The sequence below is a fragment of the Psychrobacter sp. M17(2026) genome, from assembly GCF_055699815.1.
The window spans coordinates 94,554-115,049 of record NZ_CM146741.1; the positions used below are offsets into that span (position 1 = coordinate 94,554).

Here is a 20,496-nt window from a genome sequence, read left to right on the forward strand (position 1 = left end):
AATAGCATTATATAATTTATTCAGAAGTCACGCGCATCATCTCTTGAATACTAGTCATGCCCTGCAATACTTTTAAGATACCTGAGTGGCGCAAATCACGAAAGCCGTTTTTGAGTGCCTCATCTTTTATATCGATTGCATTACCATCTTCCATAATGATACGAGAGATATCATTAGTTACTCTTAGCACCTCATAAATACCGATTCGGCCTTTATATCCTTCGCGGCATTCACTACAACCTATAGGCCCGTAGATGACATTACCTGAATCGTCTAGTTGTTCATCACTAAAGCCCAGCTCTACTAGACTGATTCGAGGAACATCAATAGGCTTTTTGCAGTTATTGCATAAACGTCTAGCCAGTCGTTGAGCGATAACTAAGTTCACTGAAGTTGCAATATTAAACGAAGCTACGCCCATATTTTTGAGGCGAGTCAAGGTCTCGGGAGCCGAGTTAGTATGTAGCGTCGATAATACTAAGTGACCTGTTTGTGCTGCTTTAACAGCTATCTCAGCGGTTTCTAAATCACGAATCTCACCAACCATCACAATATCAGGATCTTGACGTAAGAATGACTTGAGTGCATTGGCAAAAGTTAGTCCTACCTTAGAATTAACGTTGACCTGATTGATGCCCTCTAGGTTGATCTCGACTGGATCCTCTGCAGTTGAAATATTGGTCTCGCCCGTATTCAGGATATTAATACCTGTATATAACGATACCGTTTTACCAGAACCAGTAGGCCCTGTAATTAGAATCATCCCTTGTGGCTTACTTAAAGCGGTCAAGAACAGCTCTTTTTGATCAGGCTCATAGCCTAGCGCATCAATACCTAGCATGGCTGATGAAGGATCTAAAATACGCAGGACGATTTTTTCACCAAACAGCGTAGGCAATGAGTTCACTCGAAAATCGATAGCTCTGCTTTTGGAGAGCTTGAGCTTGATACGTCCATCTTGCGGCACGCGGCGCTCAGAGATATCCATTTGTGACATCACCTTTAGACGAGCGGCAATCTTATTAGCCAGTTGTACCGGTGGATTGGCCATTTTTTGCATAACACCATCGACTCGAAAGCGTACGCGATAGCTCTTCTCATACGGCTCGAAGTGCAAATCTGAAGCACCCATACGAATAGCTTCAACCAGCATCTTATTGACAAATTTTACTACTGGCGCTTCATCAACGCTATCATTAAGGCGGGTTTCAACCTCACTTTCACCCCCTTCATCAAAATCAACGTTGAAATCGCTATCAGCGAAGTTACTGAAGCTTTGCATCGTATCCGCGTAAACACTATCGATACGTCTTCTTAGCTTGTTCTCCTCGACCAGTACCGCCTCAATAGATAGACGTGAGTTGAACGCTAGTGCATCAATCGCGTCGATACGCGTAGGATCACTCAAAGCCACAAAAAGACGTTGACCCCGCTTAAATATCGGTAAAGCGTTAAATTTACGAACGATTTTTTCATCGACTAGATCTTTAGGGATCACACTATTATTAAGCACATCGAGATCGAACAGAGGATCGCCAAAAGATTCAGACAGCAATAAAGCTAGTTTATAAGCATCAGCCAATTTGTTGCCAACCAAATAAGCGACTAGACCTACCTGTTGCTGCTGCGCCTCAGTTTGAGCACTGCGCATATCTTTATCACTGACCAGTCCTGCACTGACCAACTGCTCTGCTAAGCCGCCAAATTTACTAATAACAGTAGACATAACCTGTGTTCCTTAATACAAAACCGCTAATTTTATTATTTAAAGCAGCATCAACCGCGGATAATTATTTTTGTGTAGGGTTGTAAGGACATACCTTAGCACCGCACTTATATTAATTTTTTCAATAATCATGATAACGGTAAGTTGTTAAACCGTAAGTTACTATATGCAAAAATATGCAAAAATCATGACAAGTTATCAATTCGGATCAGATTTAATCGACTTATATCAGTAGCTCCAACACTATACTATAGCACTTGCCAAATATTTGTTATACTGACGCGCATATAAAAATATGTTTGATAATTTGACAAGGTAGATAAGTGATGCAGTCTTGGGTAATTGGCAACTGGAAACAAAATCCGGCCACAAATAACGATGTAAATATGTTGTTAGATCAGTTATTAGCGGCAGTAGCAAAAGATGATGTCACTACGCCTTGTCAGTTGATGGTAGCGCCTAGCTGTGTGCATTTAGCTTCGGTAAGCGGGCGAGTGCAGGGCACGCCAATACTAAGTGCGGCGCAAGATATTAGTGCTCATAGTGGGAGTACAGGTGCTTATACAGGCGATTGCTCAGCGCAGCAAGTCGCTGATGCTGGCGCGACTTGGACGATTCTTGGTCACTCAGAGCGTCGTCAATATCATCGCGAGACGAATGATACTTTGCTACAAAAATTGACTCATGCACTTAGTCAAAATCTGAACGTAGTGCTGTGTATTGGTGAAACCCAAGCGCAGTATGATGCAAGCGAGACTTTTACTGTGCTTGCTGAGCAATTGGCAGTCGTTAAAGACTGGCTTGCAAAACAATCTTTGGAGCCTGTATCTGTAACACAAGCCAGCAACTTGGCTGAGCATCTTATTATTGCTTACGAGCCAGTCTGGGCGATAGGAACAGGCAAAGTGCCAACCGTTACAGAAGTGGCTGCTACTCACGGTTATATTAAGCAAACATTGGCAAGCTTTGATGCTAATTTGGCAGAGTTTACCGTGTTATATGGCGGTAGTGTCAATGCTGATAACGCCGCAAGTTTTGCAGCTAATCCTGCAATAAATGGAGCCTTAGTTGGCGGAGCTGCTTTAAAATCAGAGAGTTTTTTGGCCATTGCTAAAGCTTTTAGCAGCGCTAAATCTTAAGTCTATAAAAGTCGCTTTAATAATACCCTTGCAATCGTGTACAATGCGCCTTATTTATAATGCTTGTTTTAGCACTTGGTTTTTTGGTGCTAGGTTTTTAGAATAAGTTATTTTTAATACTTAGTTGTTTTTAATGCTCAGTTCTACGGCATTGATCAGCTTGCAAAAACCTAGTCATCATTTAACTTGGGCACCATCTAAAAGCTTTATTCACATTTTATTATTGTTATCAGTCGTCATCAGGCGGCAAAAGAGGCCAGCATGTTTACGTTTATATTAGCCCTGCACATTATCGTGGCGATTGCTATGATCGGCTTGATTTTGATTCAGCATGGTAAAGGGGCAGACGCTGGCGCATCTTTTGGAGCAGGGTCTTCGGGTACGGTATTTGGCGCCGCGGGAACGGCCAACTTTTTGACTCGCGCCACCGCAGTACTGACAGTCATATTTTTTATTACCAGTATGACCCTTGCAGTGCATGCGCGTAAACAAGCTGAAGATCAGTTTCGATTAGACGCACCAGTGTCAGCGCCACAGACGCCACGTCCTTTGACTCAAAACCCGCAGTGACAAGGGTTAGCTTTTAATATTCTTATTTTTTACTGATGTTTTTTTAGATAAGTAGCAATAGTTATAAAAGTAAGGTGATTTATCTAAAGCCTTGCTATTTTAGCTGCTTAGTTTTACAATACTTTTCTGTTTTTGACAGGCAATAACTTTCTTGATTGGTTTATTGGCATAGAATAGATATTATTTTATCGGCTTACTGTTATCCTCATAATAGTGAATAAGCTGAAAATAAGCGACAAGTTTGGTTAAGTAGTAAGTTATAAGCGATTGTGGTGGAATTGGTAGACACGCCATCTTGAGGGGGTGGTGGCGCAAGCTGTGGGGGTTCAAGTCCCCCCAATCGCACCAAGTTTTATGTAGCACGGCGTAATATTAATGATAGTTAGAGGCATAACAACATTAATATTATGGGTAGTAGAGAAGTTATTGCAGTAATTAAACGTTTAATTTAATATTATTTAAAATAATCGTTGACAACTCTATAAAACCTACCTATAATACGCATTCTAAATTGTTGCGGGGTGGAGCAGTCTGGTAGCTCGTCGGGCTCATAACCCGAAGGTCGTTGGTTCAAATCCAGCCCCCGCTACCACTTTTTTCGATACTGATTGTTGTACACTAAATACTCAGTGTAAATTAGCCCACCATTATGTTTGTGGGTTTTTTTGTATCTGTCAGTCAGTGTTACAACGGTATCTAGCCTACTTATGCTAAGCTCTAAACCCATATACTATGATAGCGTTGGCTATAAATGCAGCGTATCGCCTATAAGGTTTTTGTTGAAAAACATTTGCTTCAAGCTGTTTAATAATAAAAAGCACATCGTTAAAGACAGCAGTTAAACAAATAGTTAGACAACACAACAAAGCAAATGAGCCAATAAATAATAAGTTATCAGATCAATTAGGAAACTATAAATAAATTATGAAGCTTTCGACTAAAGTTGCAGAATTAACCAGTATTATTGAACCTGCAGTAGCAGCTTGCGATGTTGCACTATGGGGTGTGGAGTTTGTACCTCAAGGTCGTCGCTCGCTATTGCGCATTTATATCGAAGCGCTACCTGAGTTACAAGCACAAGATAAGCAAGTGACTATTGAGAATTGTGCAGCGGTCAATCATCAGGTTAGCGGTATTTTAGAAGTCCATGATCCTATCGCTGGTGAGTATATCTTAGAAGTATCATCACCAGGCTTTGATCGGGCGTTTTTCCGCGATGCACAAATGCGTGACTACATTGGTGAGACTATAAGTTTACGTTTGATCTCTGCGATAGGCTCAGGCGACAAAAAACGTCGTAAAGCCACAGGCAAGCTCGATAGCATGGGTGAGACTTCATTACAGCTCACAGCTACTGATGGTGAAAAATTTGAGATTGATTTTATCAATATTGATAAAGCCAATTTAATTTTTGAAGAAGCAACTTTTATTAATCAATAATTTAATAAATTATTGTATTTATTATTGTTTAAACTAGTAAAGTACAATATAAATTATAAAATTTAAGCCAATTATGAAATGATAGGACGGGTAGAGTATGAGTCGTGAAATCTTAACGGTAGTAGAAACCGTCAGTAACGAGAAGGGCTTAAATCCTGAAGATATTTTTGAAGCGATAGAAGATGCTCTAGTAGTATCGACTAAGAAAAAGGTCTATACCGAGCAACCAGAGGTAGAAGTACGTGTCGCTATCAATCGTGAAACGGGTGATTATGATACTTATCGCTACTGGACGGTTGTTGCTGATGAAGATCACGAAATGCCAGCTTGTCAGCTCGCTATTACTGACTTAGATCAAGATGAATGGTCTATCGGTGATATTAAAGAAGAGCAAATCGACTCTATCGAATTTGGTCGTATTGCTGCTACTCAAGCCAAGCAAGTCATCATTCAAAAGATTCGTGAAGCGGAACGTGCTTTAGTTGCTGATATCTTTGAGCCACGTATTGGCGAGATGATGTATGGCGAAGTCAAAAAACAAACGCGTGATGGGTTTATTATTGATCTCGGCGATAATGCTGAAGGCTACCTAGCTCGTGATCAGATGTTGCCGCGTGAACAGCTACGCGCTAAATCACGGATTAATGCTATTCTCTATCATGTGAATCGTGAAAATCGTGGTGCGCAATTACTGTTATCACGTACGCATCCAGAAATGCTATCTGCTTTGATGCAAAAAGAAGTCCCTGAAATCGCTGAGCAAATTATCGAAATCCGTAATGTTGCTCGTCTGCCAGGTACCCGTGCTAAGATATCAGTCAAAACTAATGATCATCGTATCGATCCTGTCGGTGCTTGTATCGGTATGCGCGGTACACGTATCCAAGCAGTACAGCAAGAGCTTGATGGCGAGCGTATTGATGTCGTAGTATGGTCAGATGATCCTGCGCAATTTATTATTAGCTCGCTTGAACCTGCTGACGTCAGCAGTATCATCTTAGATGAAGATACCAAGACCGCTGACATAGTATTTAGCACTAATGATCAGTTGGCACGTGCTATTGGCTCACAAGGTCAAAACGTACGTCTTGCCTCTGAGCTGACGGGTTATAAGCTCAACATGATGCTAGAAGAAGAGTATCAACAGCGTCAGCAAAACGAGAGTAAAGCCTTTATCGATCTGTTTTACGAGCGTTTAGAGGTTGATCAAGACTTAGCGCAAGCGTTAGTCGATATCGGTTTCACTAGTATCGAAGAAGTTGCTTATGTGCCTGTTGATACCTTTTATGATATTGATGGCTTAGATGACGAAGCGATCGATATGATTCAAGAACGTGCTAAAGAAGTCGTGATAGCGGATGAACTCGTTAAGCAACAGAACATGAAAGAGCCTAGTCAAGAACTACAAGATCTTGAAGGTATGACGGTAAGCTTAGCCTATAAAATGGCACAAAAAGATATTATTACCGTAGACGACTTAGCTGAGCAGGCGGTATTTGATTTAGAAGATATCGAAGGTTTAGATAATGAAACCGCAGGAAAACTTATCATGAAAGCTCGGGAATCTTGGTTCAATGAATAGGCGTTAACTGCATATCGCTGTCTTTTGGTGATATGCTGACGATTATTCAAAGCTGATGCTAGTGCAAACTGACATGAGCTTGAGCACAATTATTGATAGTCAACAACCCAATTGAATGTATAGCAAACAATAGACAGTAGGTGATAATAAATGGCAGATAAGACCGTCAAAGAACTGGCAGACATGGTAGGCAAAACCGCAAGTGCTTTACAGCAGCAACTGCAAGATGCTGGAATGCCTGCTCGCGGTGAAGGTGATCCAGTCACTGAAGCTGAGCAAGAGAAGCTAGTGGCGTACTTAAAGCAAAGTCATGGTCAGCAAGACAAGCGTCGTATTAGTCTAAAATCTAAAACGACGAGTACTGCGCGTGTGACTGGCTCTTCAGGCAAATCTAAGAGCGTCAATGTAGAAGTGCGCAAAAAGAAAATCTTTGAAAAGCCTGATCCAGAGAAGATGGCTGAAGAGTTAGCAGCGCGTGAGCAGGCATTAATTGAAGCGCAAGCTCGGGCGGCCAAAGATCTCGAGGAGCGTTCTGAGGCGAAGAAAAAAGCTGAGGAACGTCAAGCGGCTACTCTAGCAGCTATGCGTAGTAGCTTAGGCTCTAGCAAAAGCTCAACCAGCAAAAGCGCTAAAGTCGCTAACTCATCGGTTGTAGTCAAAAAAGGTAGCAAAGACGCTGTCGAAGTTATCACCAAAGATAAAGATAAGCCTAAGAAAAAAGTAGTTGCGGCCACCAAGCCAAAAGTTGAAACTGCAGCTGAGCGTAAAGCACGCGAAGCACGCGAAGTTGAAGAAAATCGTTTACGTGAGATTGAAGCTGAAACACGTCAAGCACAAGCAAAAGAGGCACAAAAGCGTACTCTTGAGCAAATGCGCAAGATGGCTGGTAAATATACGGACCGTGAGCCTGTTGCTGAAGTGCGTAAAGATGAGCCATTGGCCGAAGGTCTAGTTGGCGACGCACTAGAAGAGTCATTTGAAAAAGAGCGTCGTGAGATCAAGCGTGGTGCTAACAGCACCGGTACTCGTGGGCGCCGCCGCAAAAACCAAGACGAGCGTGAAGTCAAAAACCGTAAGAACGGCTTACGTTCAGCGCAGGCTGGTCAACACAAGTTTGAAAAACCTGTGGAAAAAATCGTTTATGATGTTGAGATTAGCGAACAGATTACTGTAGCAGACTTGGCTCAGCGTATGGCAGTCAAAGCTCGTGAAGTCACTAAGTTACTTATGAAAATGGGTGAAATGGCGACTGAATCAGATACTATTGACCAAGCGACAGCTAGTCTTATTGTCGAAGAGATGGGTCACAATCCAGTTCCAGTCAGCGATACCAAAGTTGAAGACGATCTACATGATGCCGTTGATGGGCGCAGCAGTAACGTACAGACGCGTCCACCAGTGGTCACTATCATGGGTCACGTTGATCATGGTAAAACATCGCTACTTGATAAGATTCGTGAGACCAAAGTTGCCACTGGCGAAGCTGGCGGAATTACTCAGCATATCGGTGCTTATCATGTTAAAACGGATCGTGGCGTTATTACTTTCCTTGATACACCAGGTCACGCCGCCTTTAGTGCGATGCGCTCACGTGGTGCCCAAGCGACAGATATCGTCGTACTAGTCGTCGCCGCTGATGATGGTATGATGCCACAGACCGAAGAAGCTATTGATCATGCTCGTGCTGCTGGTACGCCGCTGATTGTTGCGATTAATAAAATGGATAAGCCAAGCGCTGATCCAGATCGTGTATTAAACGAGCTAACGGCGAAGCAAGTAATATCAGAAGAGTGGGGTGGTGACACACCTATGGCTCGTATCTCAGCCAAAACAGGCGAAGGTATCGATGAGCTATTAGAATACATCAGTTTGACTGCAGAGCTAATGGAATTAGAAGCACCATTGGACGGTGCGGCGCAAGGTGTAGTTATTGAATCAAGACTAGAAAAAGGTCGTGGTCCAGTTGCTAGCGTATTGGTTAAAAAAGGTACGCTCAAGCAAGGCGATCTAGTCTTAGCCGGTGAGTATTATGGCCGTGTACGGGCTATGGTTGACGAGCATGGCAAACGTATTCAGACTGCAGGTCCTTCTATTCCTGTTGAGATCCTAGGCTTACCAGATACACCAGCTGCGGGTAGCGAATTCTTAGTCGTAACTGATGAGAAAAAAGCGCGTGAAGTGGCGGACTTTAGGGCCAACCGTGAGCGTGAGCAGCAGCTTGAGCGCCAGAATAAAATGCGCTTAGAGAGTATGTTTGAGCAGATGGAACAAGGCGATGTGTCCTTCTTAAACATCGTCCTTAAAACGGATGTTCGTGGTTCACTAGAAGCTCTATTGGCAGCATTAAATGAGTTATCAACCGACGAAGTCAAAGTACGCGTTATTAGCTCAGGTGTTGGTCCGATCTCAGAATCTGATGTTACCCTTGCTGAATCTAGTGAGGCAGTATTGTTAGGTTTCAACGTTCGCGCTGATACTACCGCACGTCGTAAAGCAGATGCTGCTGACATGGACATTCGCTATTACAGTGTTATCTATGGTTTGATTGATGATGTGAAAGCGGCCATGAGTGGTATGCTAGCTCCTGAACATCGTGAGAAAATCTTGGGTGTGGCTGATGTGCGTGAAGTATTCCGCTCTAGTAAGTTCGGTGCAGCTGCCGGTTGTATGGTGGTTGAAGGTACGATTTATCGCAACAAACCTATCCGTGTATTACGTGCTGACCAAGTTATCTTTACTGGTCAATTGCAATCATTACGTCGTTATAAAGAAGATGTTAATGAAGTACGCACAGGCATGGAATGTGGTCTAGCCGTTCGTGGCTATGATGTAGAAGATGGCGATAAAATCGAAGTCTTTGAGATTCAAGAGTTCGCACGTACTATCTAAATAGGCTATTAAAGTCATATTTTCGATATGCCTTAATAAGATGTTATTAGGCCTAACAGGGTAATCCTGCTAGGCCTTTTTTATTGCAAACTAACGGTTTAAATTTTTATTAAAAATACAATATTTTAATTAGGATAATAGAATGAATCAACGTCTCCAACGTTTAGCAGATCAAATCCAGCGTGAGCTTGCGGTACTCATTCGCGATGCTGTCAACGACCCACGTCTAACAGGATATGTCACTATCTCCAGTGTCAAAGTCAGCCCTGATCTAGGTTATGCCGATATCTACGTCACTGTCATGGAACCTGAGCTCAATGATGCTATGACTAAGACCAATCATGAAGAGAGTATTAAGGTACTCAATAAAGCCGCTGGATTCTTGCGTACTGAATTAAGTCATAGTCTCAAAACGCGCACGACACCGCGCCTTAGATTTCATTATGATGAAGTTACCGCTCGTGGTAACTATATGATGGATCTAATCAGTCAAGCCAATGCAAAAACAGATGATAACGAAACTGATAGCTTAGATACTGATGGCTTAAATATTGATGAGCCACAGATAGAAGAGCAATCACAAGAGAAATAGCTACTATGTCTAAAGTGTCTGAGCAAGCGTCTCATCAAAGTGATAAGCCATATTCTAAACAAAAAGTCTCTGGAGTTATCTTAATTGATAAACCTATAGGTATGACCTCCCAACAAGTGGTGTCAAAGGTGAAGTATCTGTTTCAATCACCTATTCACGACAGTAAAAAAGCAGGGCATACGGGTACTCTTGATCCCATGGCTACGGGTCTATTGCCTATTTGCTTAGGTGAGGCGACTAAGTTCAGCCATTATCAACTGGACGCTGATAAATCTTATCAGGCAACGATATTACTGGGTCAACAGACCGATACAGGCGATGCGGATGGTAAGATCATTGCTGAGACAGCAGTGCCAATTATCGATAATGAACTACTAACTAGCATTGCTCAGCAGTTCATGGGCGCCCAGCAGCAAATCCCACCTATGTACTCAGCTCTAAAAAAAGACGGCAAAAAGCTCTACGAATACGCGCGCGCTGGGATAGAGGTTGAGCGAGCACCTAGAGATATCACTATCAAGTCGTTAGATTTGACAATGCTTAGTGCTAATAGTATTGAGCTGACGGTGACTTGTACTAAAGGGACTTATGTACGTGTGTTAGGTGAGGATATTGCTAAAGCTTTAGATACATTAGGTCATCTAACCGCTTTAAGACGCTTGGACGTTGGCAAGTTTAGTATTAATAATGCGATAAGCTTGCCAGAGCTAGAAGCGCTAGAGTTTGATAATAGGTTTGTACAGTTATTACCTATAGATGCCTGTATTTATATCGAAGCTCAGCTGGTTTTAGATTCAGAACAATGTGAACGGATCAAGATGGGTCAACGGCTGAACGTAATCGAACAGCTAACGCCGACGTTGCAACAATATATTATTGATAACGTTCAATTAGATGTACAAAAAACTGAAAATGCTAATATCCCAGAGCATGAACTGCCCGTTGATATCCGCCTATTAGATCAAAATAATCAGTTCTTAGGATTGGGAGCGGTTAGTCTTAATGGACGCTTGCAACCCAAAAAGCTGATTCAACGATAACCTAATCGCTGCATAATTTACTAGTGTATTACACTAATCACATTCCGCTACATTTAGTTGCAGGTTTCGCCTACGGTGAGACCTGCTTTTTTTATACCATGACTATGTCAGTTAATAATAACAATTACCAAAACTAATAAATACTGACTGTTGATACAACAACTATAAACATAAAGATTAGATAATAACTAAAAGTATGGAACAAGTAGCTAAACGTAGATCTCAGATAAACTAACTCTAAATAAAAAGGAAAATACTATGTCACAGCCTAATCCAAACGATACCAAACTTGAGCAACAACGTTCTGATGCGGCACAGGATTCTTTAAAGAATCAAACCGAAGACAATTATACCGAAGATACTGAGGCAGCAGCAGACCACATTGCTGAAAATGCAAAAGAAGATAAGTAATAATCGATAATTAATAAGCTTTAATAAACGATGTCGGCTGTACAAACAGTTGGCATTTTTTATACTACTAGCTTTATGTCAATAGTGATCAATATACAGGGAATAAAATTATGGATAAGCCAAATAAAGAGATGGATGTCGAGGAGAAGAAAATTCAAGAGCTAGCTGGTGAGATTGATCCGAATGACAAGGCGCCTGATAGTCTTGCTGAGGCAACTACTGCGCCGTTAAATGATGATGATTTAGGTGGCAATGCCAAGCAAGATGACGTCAATAAATAAGGGTTAATCTTTGCTATCAAAAAAGACTGTCAGCTTGACAGTTTTTTGCTATAATAGCTGACGTTTGTAGTAGCGTTAGTTATAAAACACTATCTACTATAATACCGTATTGGGTTTGCTGGCTAATAGGTCAACTCTAGTAATGCAGGGTTATCCTGAATGGACAGCGAACTATTTTATTATCTTATTATTCTATGAGTGTTCAACTACTTGAAGCTCTGTAGAATTATTAGCATTGCTGGAGAAATTTATGCTAACGAATACCGATCGCGAAAATATCATTGCTCAATATCAGCGCGGCGAAAATGACACAGGTTCTCCTGAAGTTCAAGTTGCTCTTTTAAGCGCGCGTATCAACGATTTACAAAACCATTTTAAAGCTCACAAAGCGGATCATCATAGCCGTCGTGGTCTTATCCGTATGGTTAACACTCGTCGTAAATTGCTTGATTACTTAAAAGGTAAGGACTTAGGTCGTTACACTACTTTGATCAGCCAATTAGGTCTACGTCGTTAATACAACCCTTATGTATTATCATTATAAGAATTGAGCAGTACAGAAACGGTATGAAATAGCTTCATGCCGTTTTTTTATGGCTATTATTTATTAAACCAATAAATTGGTCAATAGCCTTAAATCACTGTAAAATAGTGCACGATGAAAATATCTCAAAAATGCTGACTGTGGCATGAATAGTCAGTAGCAACGTATTACCGAATTTGAATAGTTTGATTTAAATAGCACAATAGAGCCACACGTTAAATTAGTACACAGAGCAGATATACTAACGAACACCAGTATTTAAAACCGTATGTGAGCGCTAAATAGCTGCAAACCCGTTAAAACGACAGCATTTTGAATTCATATAAAAATATTATAAAGAGTGATATTAGAGGCTGTATCGATAAAAGTCGCTTTTATCACTTTTATCACTTTTATCACTTTAGACACTCAACATTAGGAAAAATTTTATGTCAATGTTCAATACTATCACCCGTGAATTTCAGTATGGCAATCAACAAGTCATCATTGAGACTGGCCGCGTAGCCCGTCAAGCCAACTCTATCATGGTACATATGGGCGGCGTCACTGTCCTAGTCGCTGCAGTGGTCAAGTCTGAGGCAAAATCAGGTCAAAACTTCTTTCCGCTAACGGTTAACTATCAAGAAAAAATGTATGCCGCTGGTAAGATTCCAGGCGCTTATGGCAAACGTGAAGGCCGTGCGAGCGAAAATGAAACTTTAACTTCACGCTTAATTGACCGTCCAATCCGTCCGTTATTCCCTGAAGGTTATGTTAACGAAGTCCAAATTACGGCTACTGTCGTATCTTCTGACAAAACTCAATCAGCTGATATCGCAGCGTTAATCGGTGCTTCAGCTGCTCTAGCTATCTCTGATGCGCCATTCAATGGCCCAGTTGCTGCAGCGCGTGTCGGCTTTATCAATGGCGAATATGTACTGAACCCAACGATTGAGCAGCTTAAAACAAGCGATCTTGATTTAGTCGTTGCTGGTACCAAATCCGCAGTACTGATGGTTGAATCAGAAGCGGCAGAGCTATCAGAAGATCAAATGTTAGGTGCGGTACTATACGGTCATGAGCAACAGCAAATCGTCATCGATAATATTGCCTCTATGGCAGCAGAAATCGGCACGGCCAAGCAACAGTTCGAAGCGCCAAAGCATGATGAAGCTTTAGAAAAAGGTATGAAAGAGCAGTTCGGCGAGCAAGTCGCTGACGCTTATAGCATTAAAGATAAGCAAGATCGCTATACGAAGCTTGATGAAATCAAAGATGCCGCTATCGCAGCACTAGCAGGCGATGCTGAGTCTGATGGCTACATCAACAATGTCTCTGAGCTAAAAGACATCTATAACGATCTTAAGTATCGTACGGTTCGTGATAGCATCCTATCTGGTAAGCCACGTATCGATGGTCGAGATCTAGATACGGTACGTGCGCTTGATGTGCAAGTCGGTGTATTGCCATATACTCATGGTTCTGCGTTATTCACTCGTGGTGAGACGCAGGCATTGGTAACGACGACTCTAGGCAACAGCCGTGACGTCAATATGATTGACTCACTAGCGGGTACTATCCGTGATCATTTCATGTTGCATTATAACTTCCCGCATTTCTCAGTAGGTGAGACCGGTCGTGAAGGTATTCCAAAACGTCGTGAAATCGGTCATGGTCGCTTAGCGCGCCGTGGTGTCCAAGCCATGCTACCTGATAGTGATCGCTTCCCATACGTCATCCGTGTGGTATCTGAGATCACTGAATCAAACGGTTCATCGTCTATGGCGTCTGTATGTGGTGCAAGTCTAGCGTTAATGGATGCTGGTGTACCAATCAAAGCACCAGTTGCTGGTATCGCGATGGGTCTAGTCAAAGAAGGCGAACGCTTCGCAGTCTTGTCTGACATCTTAGGTGATGAAGATCATCTTGGCGATATGGATTTTAAAGTTGCTGGTTCTAAAGACGGTATCACAGCATTACAGATGGATATCAAAATCGAAGGTATCACTCCTGATATCATGGAGCAAGCGCTCAAGCAAGCTCACGCAGGTCGTATTCATATCTTGGACGCGATGAATAAAGTATTGCCAGAGAGCCGTACTGAAATCAACGCTCATGCACCTAACTATGCGGTCATCGAAATTAACCCTGATAAAATCCGCGACGTCATCGGTAAAGGTGGCGCGATGATTCGTCAGCTAACTGAAGAGACTGGTGCGGTTATCGATATCGATGATGGCGGTACTATCCGTATCTTTGGTGAGAATAAAGCGGCAACTAAAGCCGCTATCGGCAAAATCGAAGCATTAACGGCTGAAGTTGAAGTAGGCAAAACTTACGCAGGTACAGTCGCACGTATCGTTGACTTTGGTGCATTTGTAAACGTCCTACCGAACACTGATGGCCTCGTGCATATCTCACAAATCGCAGATGAGCGCGTAGAGAATGTCTCTGACTATCTAAAAGAAGGTCAGACTGTTAATGTACTAGTACAAGACGTTGATAACCGTGGTCGCATTAAGTTGACTATGAAGGGTGTTGAGCAGGATGCAGCTGCTGAGTAATAGCTTTATTTAGAATTAAATAAACCGCTCTAACTTTTTGGTTAGGGCGGTTTTTTTGTGGATAGATTTTTTAACAATGACTGAAACATTGCTGCTAGGTTTTATAAGCTTCATTCAACCTAATAGCTACCACTAATCGATGAACGTAAGTCTTTCCATACTTCGAGTAGCTGGAAAGTAATCACCAACTGCATAGTGCTGTAAGTGTCTATTATCCCATATAACTATTGTTTCTAAATCCCAGCGCACCCTGCATTGTGCTTCTGGCATAAGTACACTAGCAAAAAGAAAATTTAATAAAGCTTTGCTCTCATCAGTTGTGATGCCTAAGACGCGAGTAGTATATGCTGTATTACAGAAAAGGTAACGATCATTAGATATTGGATGAAACTTAATAAGGGGATGAGTCGTAGGTGGGCAATGAGTATTCAATTCTTTATGTTTGTTTAAAGGAGCATGTTTTACGATGTCGTGTTCTGCTTCTAAATTTTCAATAGCTTCAGAAATCCCTTTTGGAAGATTATCAAGCACCCAGCGCATATCAGCAAACAGAGTGTCTCCGCCAGACTCTGGTAATACTTTTGCTCTAATTATTCTTCCTAATGGTGGTGAAGTCAAAAAGCTCATATCACTATGCCAGATATTTTCAGTTGCAGGGTGAGTAGCATCATGGGTAAAACTGGTCAATGTCGAAAATCCAAGCACGGGTCGGGGCGACTCCTCAAGATTGCCTATCCGTGTTCCAAAGACGACGAACTCTTCTCTACTGACGTCTTTTAACCCGCGGAGTACAAGCACGCCGTACTTGGCCAACAACTCCCAAACTTCGTCTGAGTCGATTGACTCTAAGGATGCTGGCCAAGCCTCTATTCCTAGAATAGGCGTTATACGACGTGTTTTCATGACACTTGCGCCGATTGCAATTGAGGTACAAGCGCTGAGCGTTCGAAGTCTGTGGCGACCTTTTCTGCCAACACTTTATCGTTTTTACAGGATCGAGCCAACCGAGCACGCTGACTGATATGCTTGCGCACCAATCGATCAATTTGGCTTTGCCCTGCAATTCCAGACATGCTCAAGAGCTGTAATATATCATCAACTTGGTCATTCTGAACCGCATGAACTAAATGACCGTCGAGGACGCTGCGCAGAAGATCTGTTTCGTCTTCATTGAAAGGCACTCCTCTAGCTATACATGCAGCAGTCCATTCCTGTGTATGTTTCGCTACTAGTGCGCTCAGATTACTAATAGGATTAGAAATAGAGGTCATTTCACTAGGGTGCCAATATCGTTCTTCAAAAGTACTTAATGCAGGTTCCCATTTGAGACTTTGGCGATTCTGATCTCGTAGGATACCGTAGCAAAGAAGGGCGTAGACAAAGGTAGTGTGATAAGAATGGAAGCGAAGATAAGTATCTTGATCGACTGCGCAGTCATAATCTGATTGTTCGAACGATGGAGATGGTATACGCCCGATGGCATCGAAAACATCGTTAAGCACGGCACGCACGGCTACCTGAGTACCATTGCAAGCTTGATCTCCAACCAGCACATCAGCGAGCGCAAGTTCTGCTGCGAGATCAAAATCTCCTTCCATCAAGCGAGATAGGGTTATTCCACCAATCACCTCTGAAGAGTATGTGTCTGGTTGCGACCATTCTCCAAAATCAGTTATATACATCGCGGTATGAGTCAAGGCATAGAGATCATTACGAGGCATGAACGGAGCGCCATCGAGATTGCCAAGGGATGTAAACGGTACTAGTGCTCCCGTTGCAATTACTGGATCGACCTCGCCTTTTGCTTTACTTCTGACCCAAGCTTGGTCTAATAAACGATATGGTGAACGCTCATGGGGTTGCGCTGGGAACGGCTCGCTTTTCCATAGCTCGCGCATTGAAATCCGCTGGTCGGCGTCTCCGCAATCAAAACTATCGAGCGCTACCCACAATAAACCAATAGATGTCCGCAGGTGAGGCCGTCGTCGGATGAGTTCATAGAGCCTAGAGGCTACCTCCGTATGCTTTGCTACCTCTTGCATAAGATCTTTAGCAGCGGTTCGGGCATCTTCACAGCGACCAGCTATGAGTGCTAATAGAGAGGCTTCGAGTATCATTTTATCAATTGGGCGTACCATGATGTCAGTGTCTTCAGGGTACCATAACGGTGCATCAAGCCGAGCAAGACTTACAGTAGTTGTGGCCCACGCCAAAGATGCATTTAGACGTGTAAGAAGTTGGGCTGAACGTATGCTATCTAAGCAAGTCCAGCCCAGCTCTGACCATTTATTATTCACTTGTTACTTCCGAGGATCAGAGAGAACATCGCGAAGCTTGCCCTCTAAATCCGCACGTATATCTTTGTCACGGACTGCTAGATCGTCTCTAGCTTTAGACGGTAGGATTGCAACATAACCATCCCAAGCAATCAAAGTTGCGCCAACCGGACTATTTGGGTCAAGTGTGCTTAGGCCTTCGACTTTTAGTAGATCGCCGATTTTCATATCAAGGTTCATTGCACCAGCTTTCTGCAATGCCTCAGCTAATTTAGCTACATCTTTCTTTTCCATGATGAAGTTCCTTCTTCACATAGTGTCCTGAATCAGAACACTTTCTATTGCAACATATACTCATATGATTGAAAAGAGTATGTATTAGGTATAACAGTTATATCAACTAAAGTAAATATATATATTAACTAAAGTGAATATAAAGGTATGAACCAGAGTGAATAATTTTATGTGTTTTTGATCAGAAAACTTTGAAAATTTGCGACAAAAGCAAAGTTTGACAAATCGATGGTAGAGTACAACTGGTAAGCAGGTCAGGTAGATATTGTCATAGTGTGTATTAGACCTAGACTGCGATATTAAGCAAATGAACACTTAAAAAATATAATCGCTATAACTTATCGGTTCTTATTGTCTATTTTTCAGTGCATAGATACGTGTCATCAAAAAATCCAGACCCCTTAAGTTGTCTAGATTTGTATGCAGCATCAATTATAAATTATCCTAAATGAAGTTAACCAACTCAACCCAAGATTTCGATCATCGCTTAGATCCTCGACCTCTTGCAGGACGCTTACCATTGGTAGCAGGTCTGCCTTTACCGCCAGATTTCTTACCATCATTAAAAGGACGCTTATCTCTGCCTTTAGAACCTGCTGGTTTACTAGCACCATCCTTGGAATGTTTAGCGTTGCCTTTTGCTGCACCCTTTGAGTTTGCAGGTGATTTTGATGCGTTATTGCTATTATTATTAGAGCGAGATTTTTTTCGTGGTGTATTACTAGATTTCTTACCCGAATGACTGTCTTGTGAAGAAGAGTCTTCTATAGATTTAAGTAAAGTTGTTAACTCTTTTTCGGTCAAATCGCGCCAATCGCCAACAGGAGTCCCTTTCAGACTGACATTCATAATCCGCGTACGCTCAAGCTTGACGACTTCATAGCCAAAATGCTCACACATACGGCGGATTTGACGGTTTAAACCTTGTACTAGCGTAATATTAAACACAGTAGGCGCGATCTTAGTCACAGGGCACTTTTTGGTTATCTTGCCTAGCATTGGCACGCCACCAGCCAAACCTTCAATAAAACTATCGGTTATTGGCTTATTCACCGTCACTAGATATTCTTTTTCATGGTTATTACCAGCGCGCAATACCTTATTGACTAAATCACCATTACTAGTCAAAAAGATCAACCCCTGAGAGTCTTTATCCAAACGGCCAATCGGGAAAATACGTGTGCTATGTCGTACGAAATCAACGATGTTATCTTTCTCAGAACTTTCAGTGGTACTGACAATGCCCACTGGCTTATTCAATACGATAAACACAAAATCATCGGGCTCTCGCGGCTCAATGAGCTGGCCGTTAACCTTTACCGTATCGCCAGAGACCACTTGATCGCCTACTTGAGCACGTTTGCCATTGACGTAGACGTTACCTTGTTCAACGAAGCGGTCAGCGTCACGGCGAGAGCAAATGCCGCTTTCGCTAATGTATTTATTTAAACGAGTCGAGGATTGGTTAAACATAAAACGCCTTTTTTGCTAAAAAGCCTAAATTGAATGGAGTATTAACAATAAGATAGCCCACATTATATAGGAAATTCAGTGCCCATTTTAGGAGTGATGGTCAAAACCTAGAATTTCCTTAGAACAGTGCAAATAGAAATACTGGTGCGATTATTGATTGACAAACTCTAACTTTTACCTATAAAAATAACAGCCCTAAACCAATCACCACGCCACTGACAATCAATACAATGACACAAAATCCCATGATGTCTTTAGCTTTAAGGCCAGCAATTGCTAGCGCTGGTAATGCCCAGAACGGCTGAATCATGTTTGTCCAAGCATCTCCCCATGCGACAGCCATAGCAACTCTCGCAGGATCACTACCAAGCACTTCTGCAGCTTCTAACATGATCGGTGCTTGTACAGCCCACTGCCCACCACCTGAAGGAACAAAAAAGTTAACTAGTCCTGCACTTAAGAAAGCAAAAAGTGGCAGTGTGTCCACTGTTGAAGCGTTAACAAACGCGTCTGACATCACTCCTGCCAAACCAGATGCCGTCATCATACCCATAATGCCTGCATAAAATGGAAACTGAACGATAATGGCTCCTGCTCCTTTGACCGCTTCCTGAACAGCAATAAGATACTTGCGAGGCGTTCCATGGAACATAATTCCAAGAAATAAAAACATAAAGTTAACTAAGTCTAAGGTTAAGGCAAATCCATTTTGTGCAAAATAATAAACAATGAAAGCAATTCCCATTACACCGATTACCATGGATAAAATCCAGCTATTTTCCAAACGTTCTGCTGGAGTCATAGCTGACTTTTCAGGAAGCTCCTCAACGATTGGGTCAACTAGAAGCTTCGGATCGACGGTCACGGTATCTTCTTTTTTTGGCATCATAAAACGGTTTAATAAAGGAACAATAATCACCAAACTTACGACAATGATCAAGTTGTAACTAGCAAAAATAGTCGCACTCGTTGGAATAATACCGATTTTGTCAGCGAATGGATGCCCTTCTGTTGCAATTGACAGCGGAATCGATCCAGAAAATCCAGCATGCCAAATGATAAACCCAGAATATGCACTGGCAATCAGTAGACGATAATCAACGTGCTCAACACGCTTCGCTAATTCTTTTGCGAACAACGCACCAATAACTAATCCAAACCCCCAGTTAATCCAGCTTGCTGCAAGTGATACTAAGGTTACCCAAATAATCGCACTACCTGGCGAGCTTGCAAAACTCGCCAATTTCCCTAAGCCTTTTTTGAATATCGGACTGCTTGCCAATACGAAACCAGTGACAAGCACTAGCACCATTTGCATTGAGAAAGCGAGTAATGCCCAAAACCCTTCACCCCAAAAAGCTACCATCTGTAAAGGTGAGGAGTCGGTTAAGCCTAAGCCTAGACCGAAAATCACGACGGTTAAGATGATAACGAATAAAAATGGATCTGGTAAATACTTTTCCATCAAACTGTTCGAAAAATGTGTGATTCCCTTCATTTCTTAACTCCCTTATGTCCAAATTTTTATTGAATTTTCAATGCTACCTCATTCTGTCTTTTTATTCTTATCTATTCATTTGTAACTTGTTTTTTTAATGCTGTATTGACTGCTTAAATTATTTTTCTTCTTCAAGAGCACATAGGATAGGTATCGAAAAATCCTTCCAATCTTTAGAAAATGATTTGTGTATGAAAG

The 20,496-nt window shown here is 42.0% G+C and carries 17 protein-coding genes and 2 tRNA genes; 13 read left to right on the plus strand and 6 right to left on the minus strand.

From position 1 onward, the window contains the following. Nucleotides 1–16: 16 nt before the first annotated feature. Entirely contained in the window at nt 17–1,726 is a 1,710-nt protein-coding gene (gene pilB / locus ACR63T_RS00395) for a type IV-A pilus assembly ATPase PilB (protein ID WP_472784400.1), read from the minus strand. A gap of 326 nt (nt 1,727–2,052) precedes the next feature. Here pilB and tpiA point away from each other — a divergent pair, with 326 nt between their 5' ends. From tpiA to pnp, 13 genes are all read left to right on the plus strand, one after another. After that, the gene (tpiA, locus tag ACR63T_RS00400) at nt 2,053–2,865 is read left to right on the plus strand and encodes a triose-phosphate isomerase (RefSeq protein WP_472784401.1); all 813 of its coding nucleotides are present in this window, start codon (nt 2,053–2,055) and stop codon (nt 2,863–2,865) included. Nucleotides 2,866–3,126: 261 nt separating this feature from the next. Beyond that, nucleotides 3,127–3,435, plus strand: a complete 309-nt coding sequence (secG, locus tag ACR63T_RS00405) for a preprotein translocase subunit SecG (protein WP_025652589.1) — start codon at nt 3,127–3,129, stop codon at nt 3,433–3,435. Nucleotides 3,436–3,698: 263 nt separating this feature from the next. Next, nucleotides 3,699–3,783: transfer RNA gene (locus ACR63T_RS00410), tRNA-Leu, on the plus strand. A 167-nt stretch (nt 3,784–3,950) separates the two neighbouring features. Next, nucleotides 3,951–4,027 (plus strand) — tRNA-Met (locus ACR63T_RS00415). Between the two features lie 332 nt (nt 4,028–4,359). Continuing rightward, the gene (gene rimP, locus ACR63T_RS00420) at nt 4,360–4,875 is read left to right on the plus strand and encodes a ribosome maturation factor RimP (protein ID WP_472784402.1); all 516 of its coding nucleotides are present in this window, start codon (nt 4,360–4,362) and stop codon (nt 4,873–4,875) included. Between the two features lie 97 nt (nt 4,876–4,972). Next, complete coding sequence (nusA, locus tag ACR63T_RS00425; protein WP_201570847.1) at nt 4,973–6,457, plus strand: transcription termination factor NusA; 1,485 nt, start codon at nt 4,973–4,975, stop codon at nt 6,455–6,457. Between the two features lie 150 nt (nt 6,458–6,607). Continuing rightward, complete coding sequence (gene infB / locus ACR63T_RS00430; protein ID WP_305899278.1) at nt 6,608–9,346, plus strand: translation initiation factor IF-2; 2,739 nt, start codon at nt 6,608–6,610, stop codon at nt 9,344–9,346. 142 nt (nt 9,347–9,488) lie between these two features. Beyond that, nucleotides 9,489–9,938: a ribosome-binding factor A gene (locus tag ACR63T_RS00435; RefSeq protein ID WP_472784403.1), complete on the plus strand. Its 450-nt coding sequence runs from the start codon at nt 9,489–9,491 to the stop codon at nt 9,936–9,938. Between the two features lie 5 nt (nt 9,939–9,943). Then, nucleotides 9,944–10,978, plus strand: coding sequence for a tRNA pseudouridine(55) synthase TruB (gene truB, locus ACR63T_RS00440; RefSeq protein ID WP_472784404.1), 1,035 nt, complete (start codon nt 9,944–9,946; stop codon nt 10,976–10,978). Between the two features lie 258 nt (nt 10,979–11,236). Then, nucleotides 11,237–11,389: a hypothetical protein gene (locus tag ACR63T_RS00445; protein WP_472784405.1), complete on the plus strand. Its 153-nt coding sequence runs from the start codon at nt 11,237–11,239 to the stop codon at nt 11,387–11,389. A 110-nt stretch (nt 11,390–11,499) separates the two neighbouring features. Continuing rightward, the gene (locus ACR63T_RS00450; protein WP_305899282.1) at nt 11,500–11,670 is read left to right on the plus strand and encodes a hypothetical protein; all 171 of its coding nucleotides are present in this window, start codon (nt 11,500–11,502) and stop codon (nt 11,668–11,670) included. A 250-nt stretch (nt 11,671–11,920) separates the two neighbouring features. Beyond that, nucleotides 11,921–12,187, plus strand: coding sequence for a 30S ribosomal protein S15 (rpsO, locus tag ACR63T_RS00455; protein ID WP_201570865.1), 267 nt, complete (start codon nt 11,921–11,923; stop codon nt 12,185–12,187). Nucleotides 12,188–12,642: 455 nt separating this feature from the next. Beyond that, nucleotides 12,643–14,757: a polyribonucleotide nucleotidyltransferase gene (gene pnp, locus ACR63T_RS00460; RefSeq protein WP_472784406.1), complete on the plus strand. Its 2,115-nt coding sequence runs from the start codon at nt 12,643–12,645 to the stop codon at nt 14,755–14,757. A 132-nt stretch (nt 14,758–14,889) separates the two neighbouring features. Here the strand turns inward: pnp and ACR63T_RS00465 are convergent, their stop codons facing one another. The 5 genes from ACR63T_RS00465 to ACR63T_RS00485 all read right to left on the minus strand — a co-directional run bounded on the left by ACR63T_RS00465 (nt 14,890) and on the right by ACR63T_RS00485 (nt 20,298). After that, nucleotides 14,890–15,660, minus strand: a complete 771-nt coding sequence (locus ACR63T_RS00465; protein ID WP_472784407.1) for a TauD/TfdA dioxygenase family protein — start codon at nt 15,658–15,660, stop codon at nt 14,890–14,892. Further along, nucleotides 15,657–17,054: a DUF6895 family protein gene (locus ACR63T_RS00470; protein WP_472784408.1), complete on the minus strand. Its 1,398-nt coding sequence runs from the start codon at nt 17,052–17,054 to the stop codon at nt 15,657–15,659. Before ACR63T_RS00470 ends, ACR63T_RS00465 begins: the two co-directional genes overlap by 4 nt. Nucleotides 17,055–17,057: 3 nt before the next feature. Further along, on the minus strand, nt 17,058–17,327 hold the full coding sequence (locus ACR63T_RS00475; RefSeq protein WP_472784409.1) for a hypothetical protein: 270 nt from the start codon (nt 17,325–17,327) through the stop codon (nt 17,058–17,060). Nucleotides 17,328–17,807: 480 nt separating this feature from the next. Beyond that, a complete protein-coding gene (gene rluF, locus ACR63T_RS00480) occupies nt 17,808–18,800 on the minus strand; it encodes a 23S rRNA pseudouridine(2604) synthase RluF (protein ID WP_201570879.1) in 993 nt (330 codons plus the stop codon). Nucleotides 18,801–18,978: 178 nt separating this feature from the next. After that, nucleotides 18,979–20,298, minus strand: coding sequence for a short-chain fatty acid transporter (locus ACR63T_RS00485; RefSeq protein ID WP_472784410.1), 1,320 nt, complete (start codon nt 20,296–20,298; stop codon nt 18,979–18,981). Between the last annotated feature and the right edge of the window lie 198 nt (nt 20,299–20,496).

Excerpts from the sequence above, each read along its gene's own strand:
- pilB (WP_472784400.1), bottom strand. The coding sequence starts at position 1,726 with ATGTCTACTGTTATTAGTAAATTTGGCGGCTTAGCAGAGCAGTTGGTC.
- tpiA (WP_472784401.1), top strand. The coding sequence starts at position 2,053 with ATGCAGTCTTGGGTAATTGGCAACTGGAAACAAAATCCGGCCACAAAT.
- secG (WP_025652589.1), top strand. The coding sequence starts at position 3,127 with ATGTTTACGTTTATATTAGCCCTGCACATTATCGTGGCGATTGCTATG.
- rimP (WP_472784402.1), top strand. The coding sequence starts at position 4,360 with ATGAAGCTTTCGACTAAAGTTGCAGAATTAACCAGTATTATTGAACCT.
- nusA (WP_201570847.1), top strand. The coding sequence starts at position 4,973 with ATGAGTCGTGAAATCTTAACGGTAGTAGAAACCGTCAGTAACGAGAAG.
- infB (WP_305899278.1), top strand. The coding sequence starts at position 6,608 with ATGGCAGATAAGACCGTCAAAGAACTGGCAGACATGGTAGGCAAAACC.
- ACR63T_RS00435 (WP_472784403.1), top strand. The coding sequence starts at position 9,489 with ATGAATCAACGTCTCCAACGTTTAGCAGATCAAATCCAGCGTGAGCTT.
- truB (WP_472784404.1), top strand. The coding sequence starts at position 9,944 with ATGTCTAAAGTGTCTGAGCAAGCGTCTCATCAAAGTGATAAGCCATAT.
- ACR63T_RS00445 (WP_472784405.1), top strand. The coding sequence starts at position 11,237 with ATGTCACAGCCTAATCCAAACGATACCAAACTTGAGCAACAACGTTCT.
- ACR63T_RS00450 (WP_305899282.1), top strand. The coding sequence starts at position 11,500 with ATGGATAAGCCAAATAAAGAGATGGATGTCGAGGAGAAGAAAATTCAA.
- rpsO (WP_201570865.1), top strand. The coding sequence starts at position 11,921 with ATGCTAACGAATACCGATCGCGAAAATATCATTGCTCAATATCAGCGC.
- pnp (WP_472784406.1), top strand. The coding sequence starts at position 12,643 with ATGTCAATGTTCAATACTATCACCCGTGAATTTCAGTATGGCAATCAA.
- ACR63T_RS00465 (WP_472784407.1), bottom strand. The coding sequence starts at position 15,660 with ATGAAAACACGTCGTATAACGCCTATTCTAGGAATAGAGGCTTGGCCA.
- ACR63T_RS00475 (WP_472784409.1), bottom strand. The coding sequence starts at position 17,327 with ATGGAAAAGAAAGATGTAGCTAAATTAGCTGAGGCATTGCAGAAAGCT.
- rluF (WP_201570879.1), bottom strand. The coding sequence starts at position 18,800 with ATGTTTAACCAATCCTCGACTCGTTTAAATAAATACATTAGCGAAAGC.
- ACR63T_RS00485 (WP_472784410.1), bottom strand. The coding sequence starts at position 20,298 with ATGAAGGGAATCACACATTTTTCGAACAGTTTGATGGAAAAGTATTTA.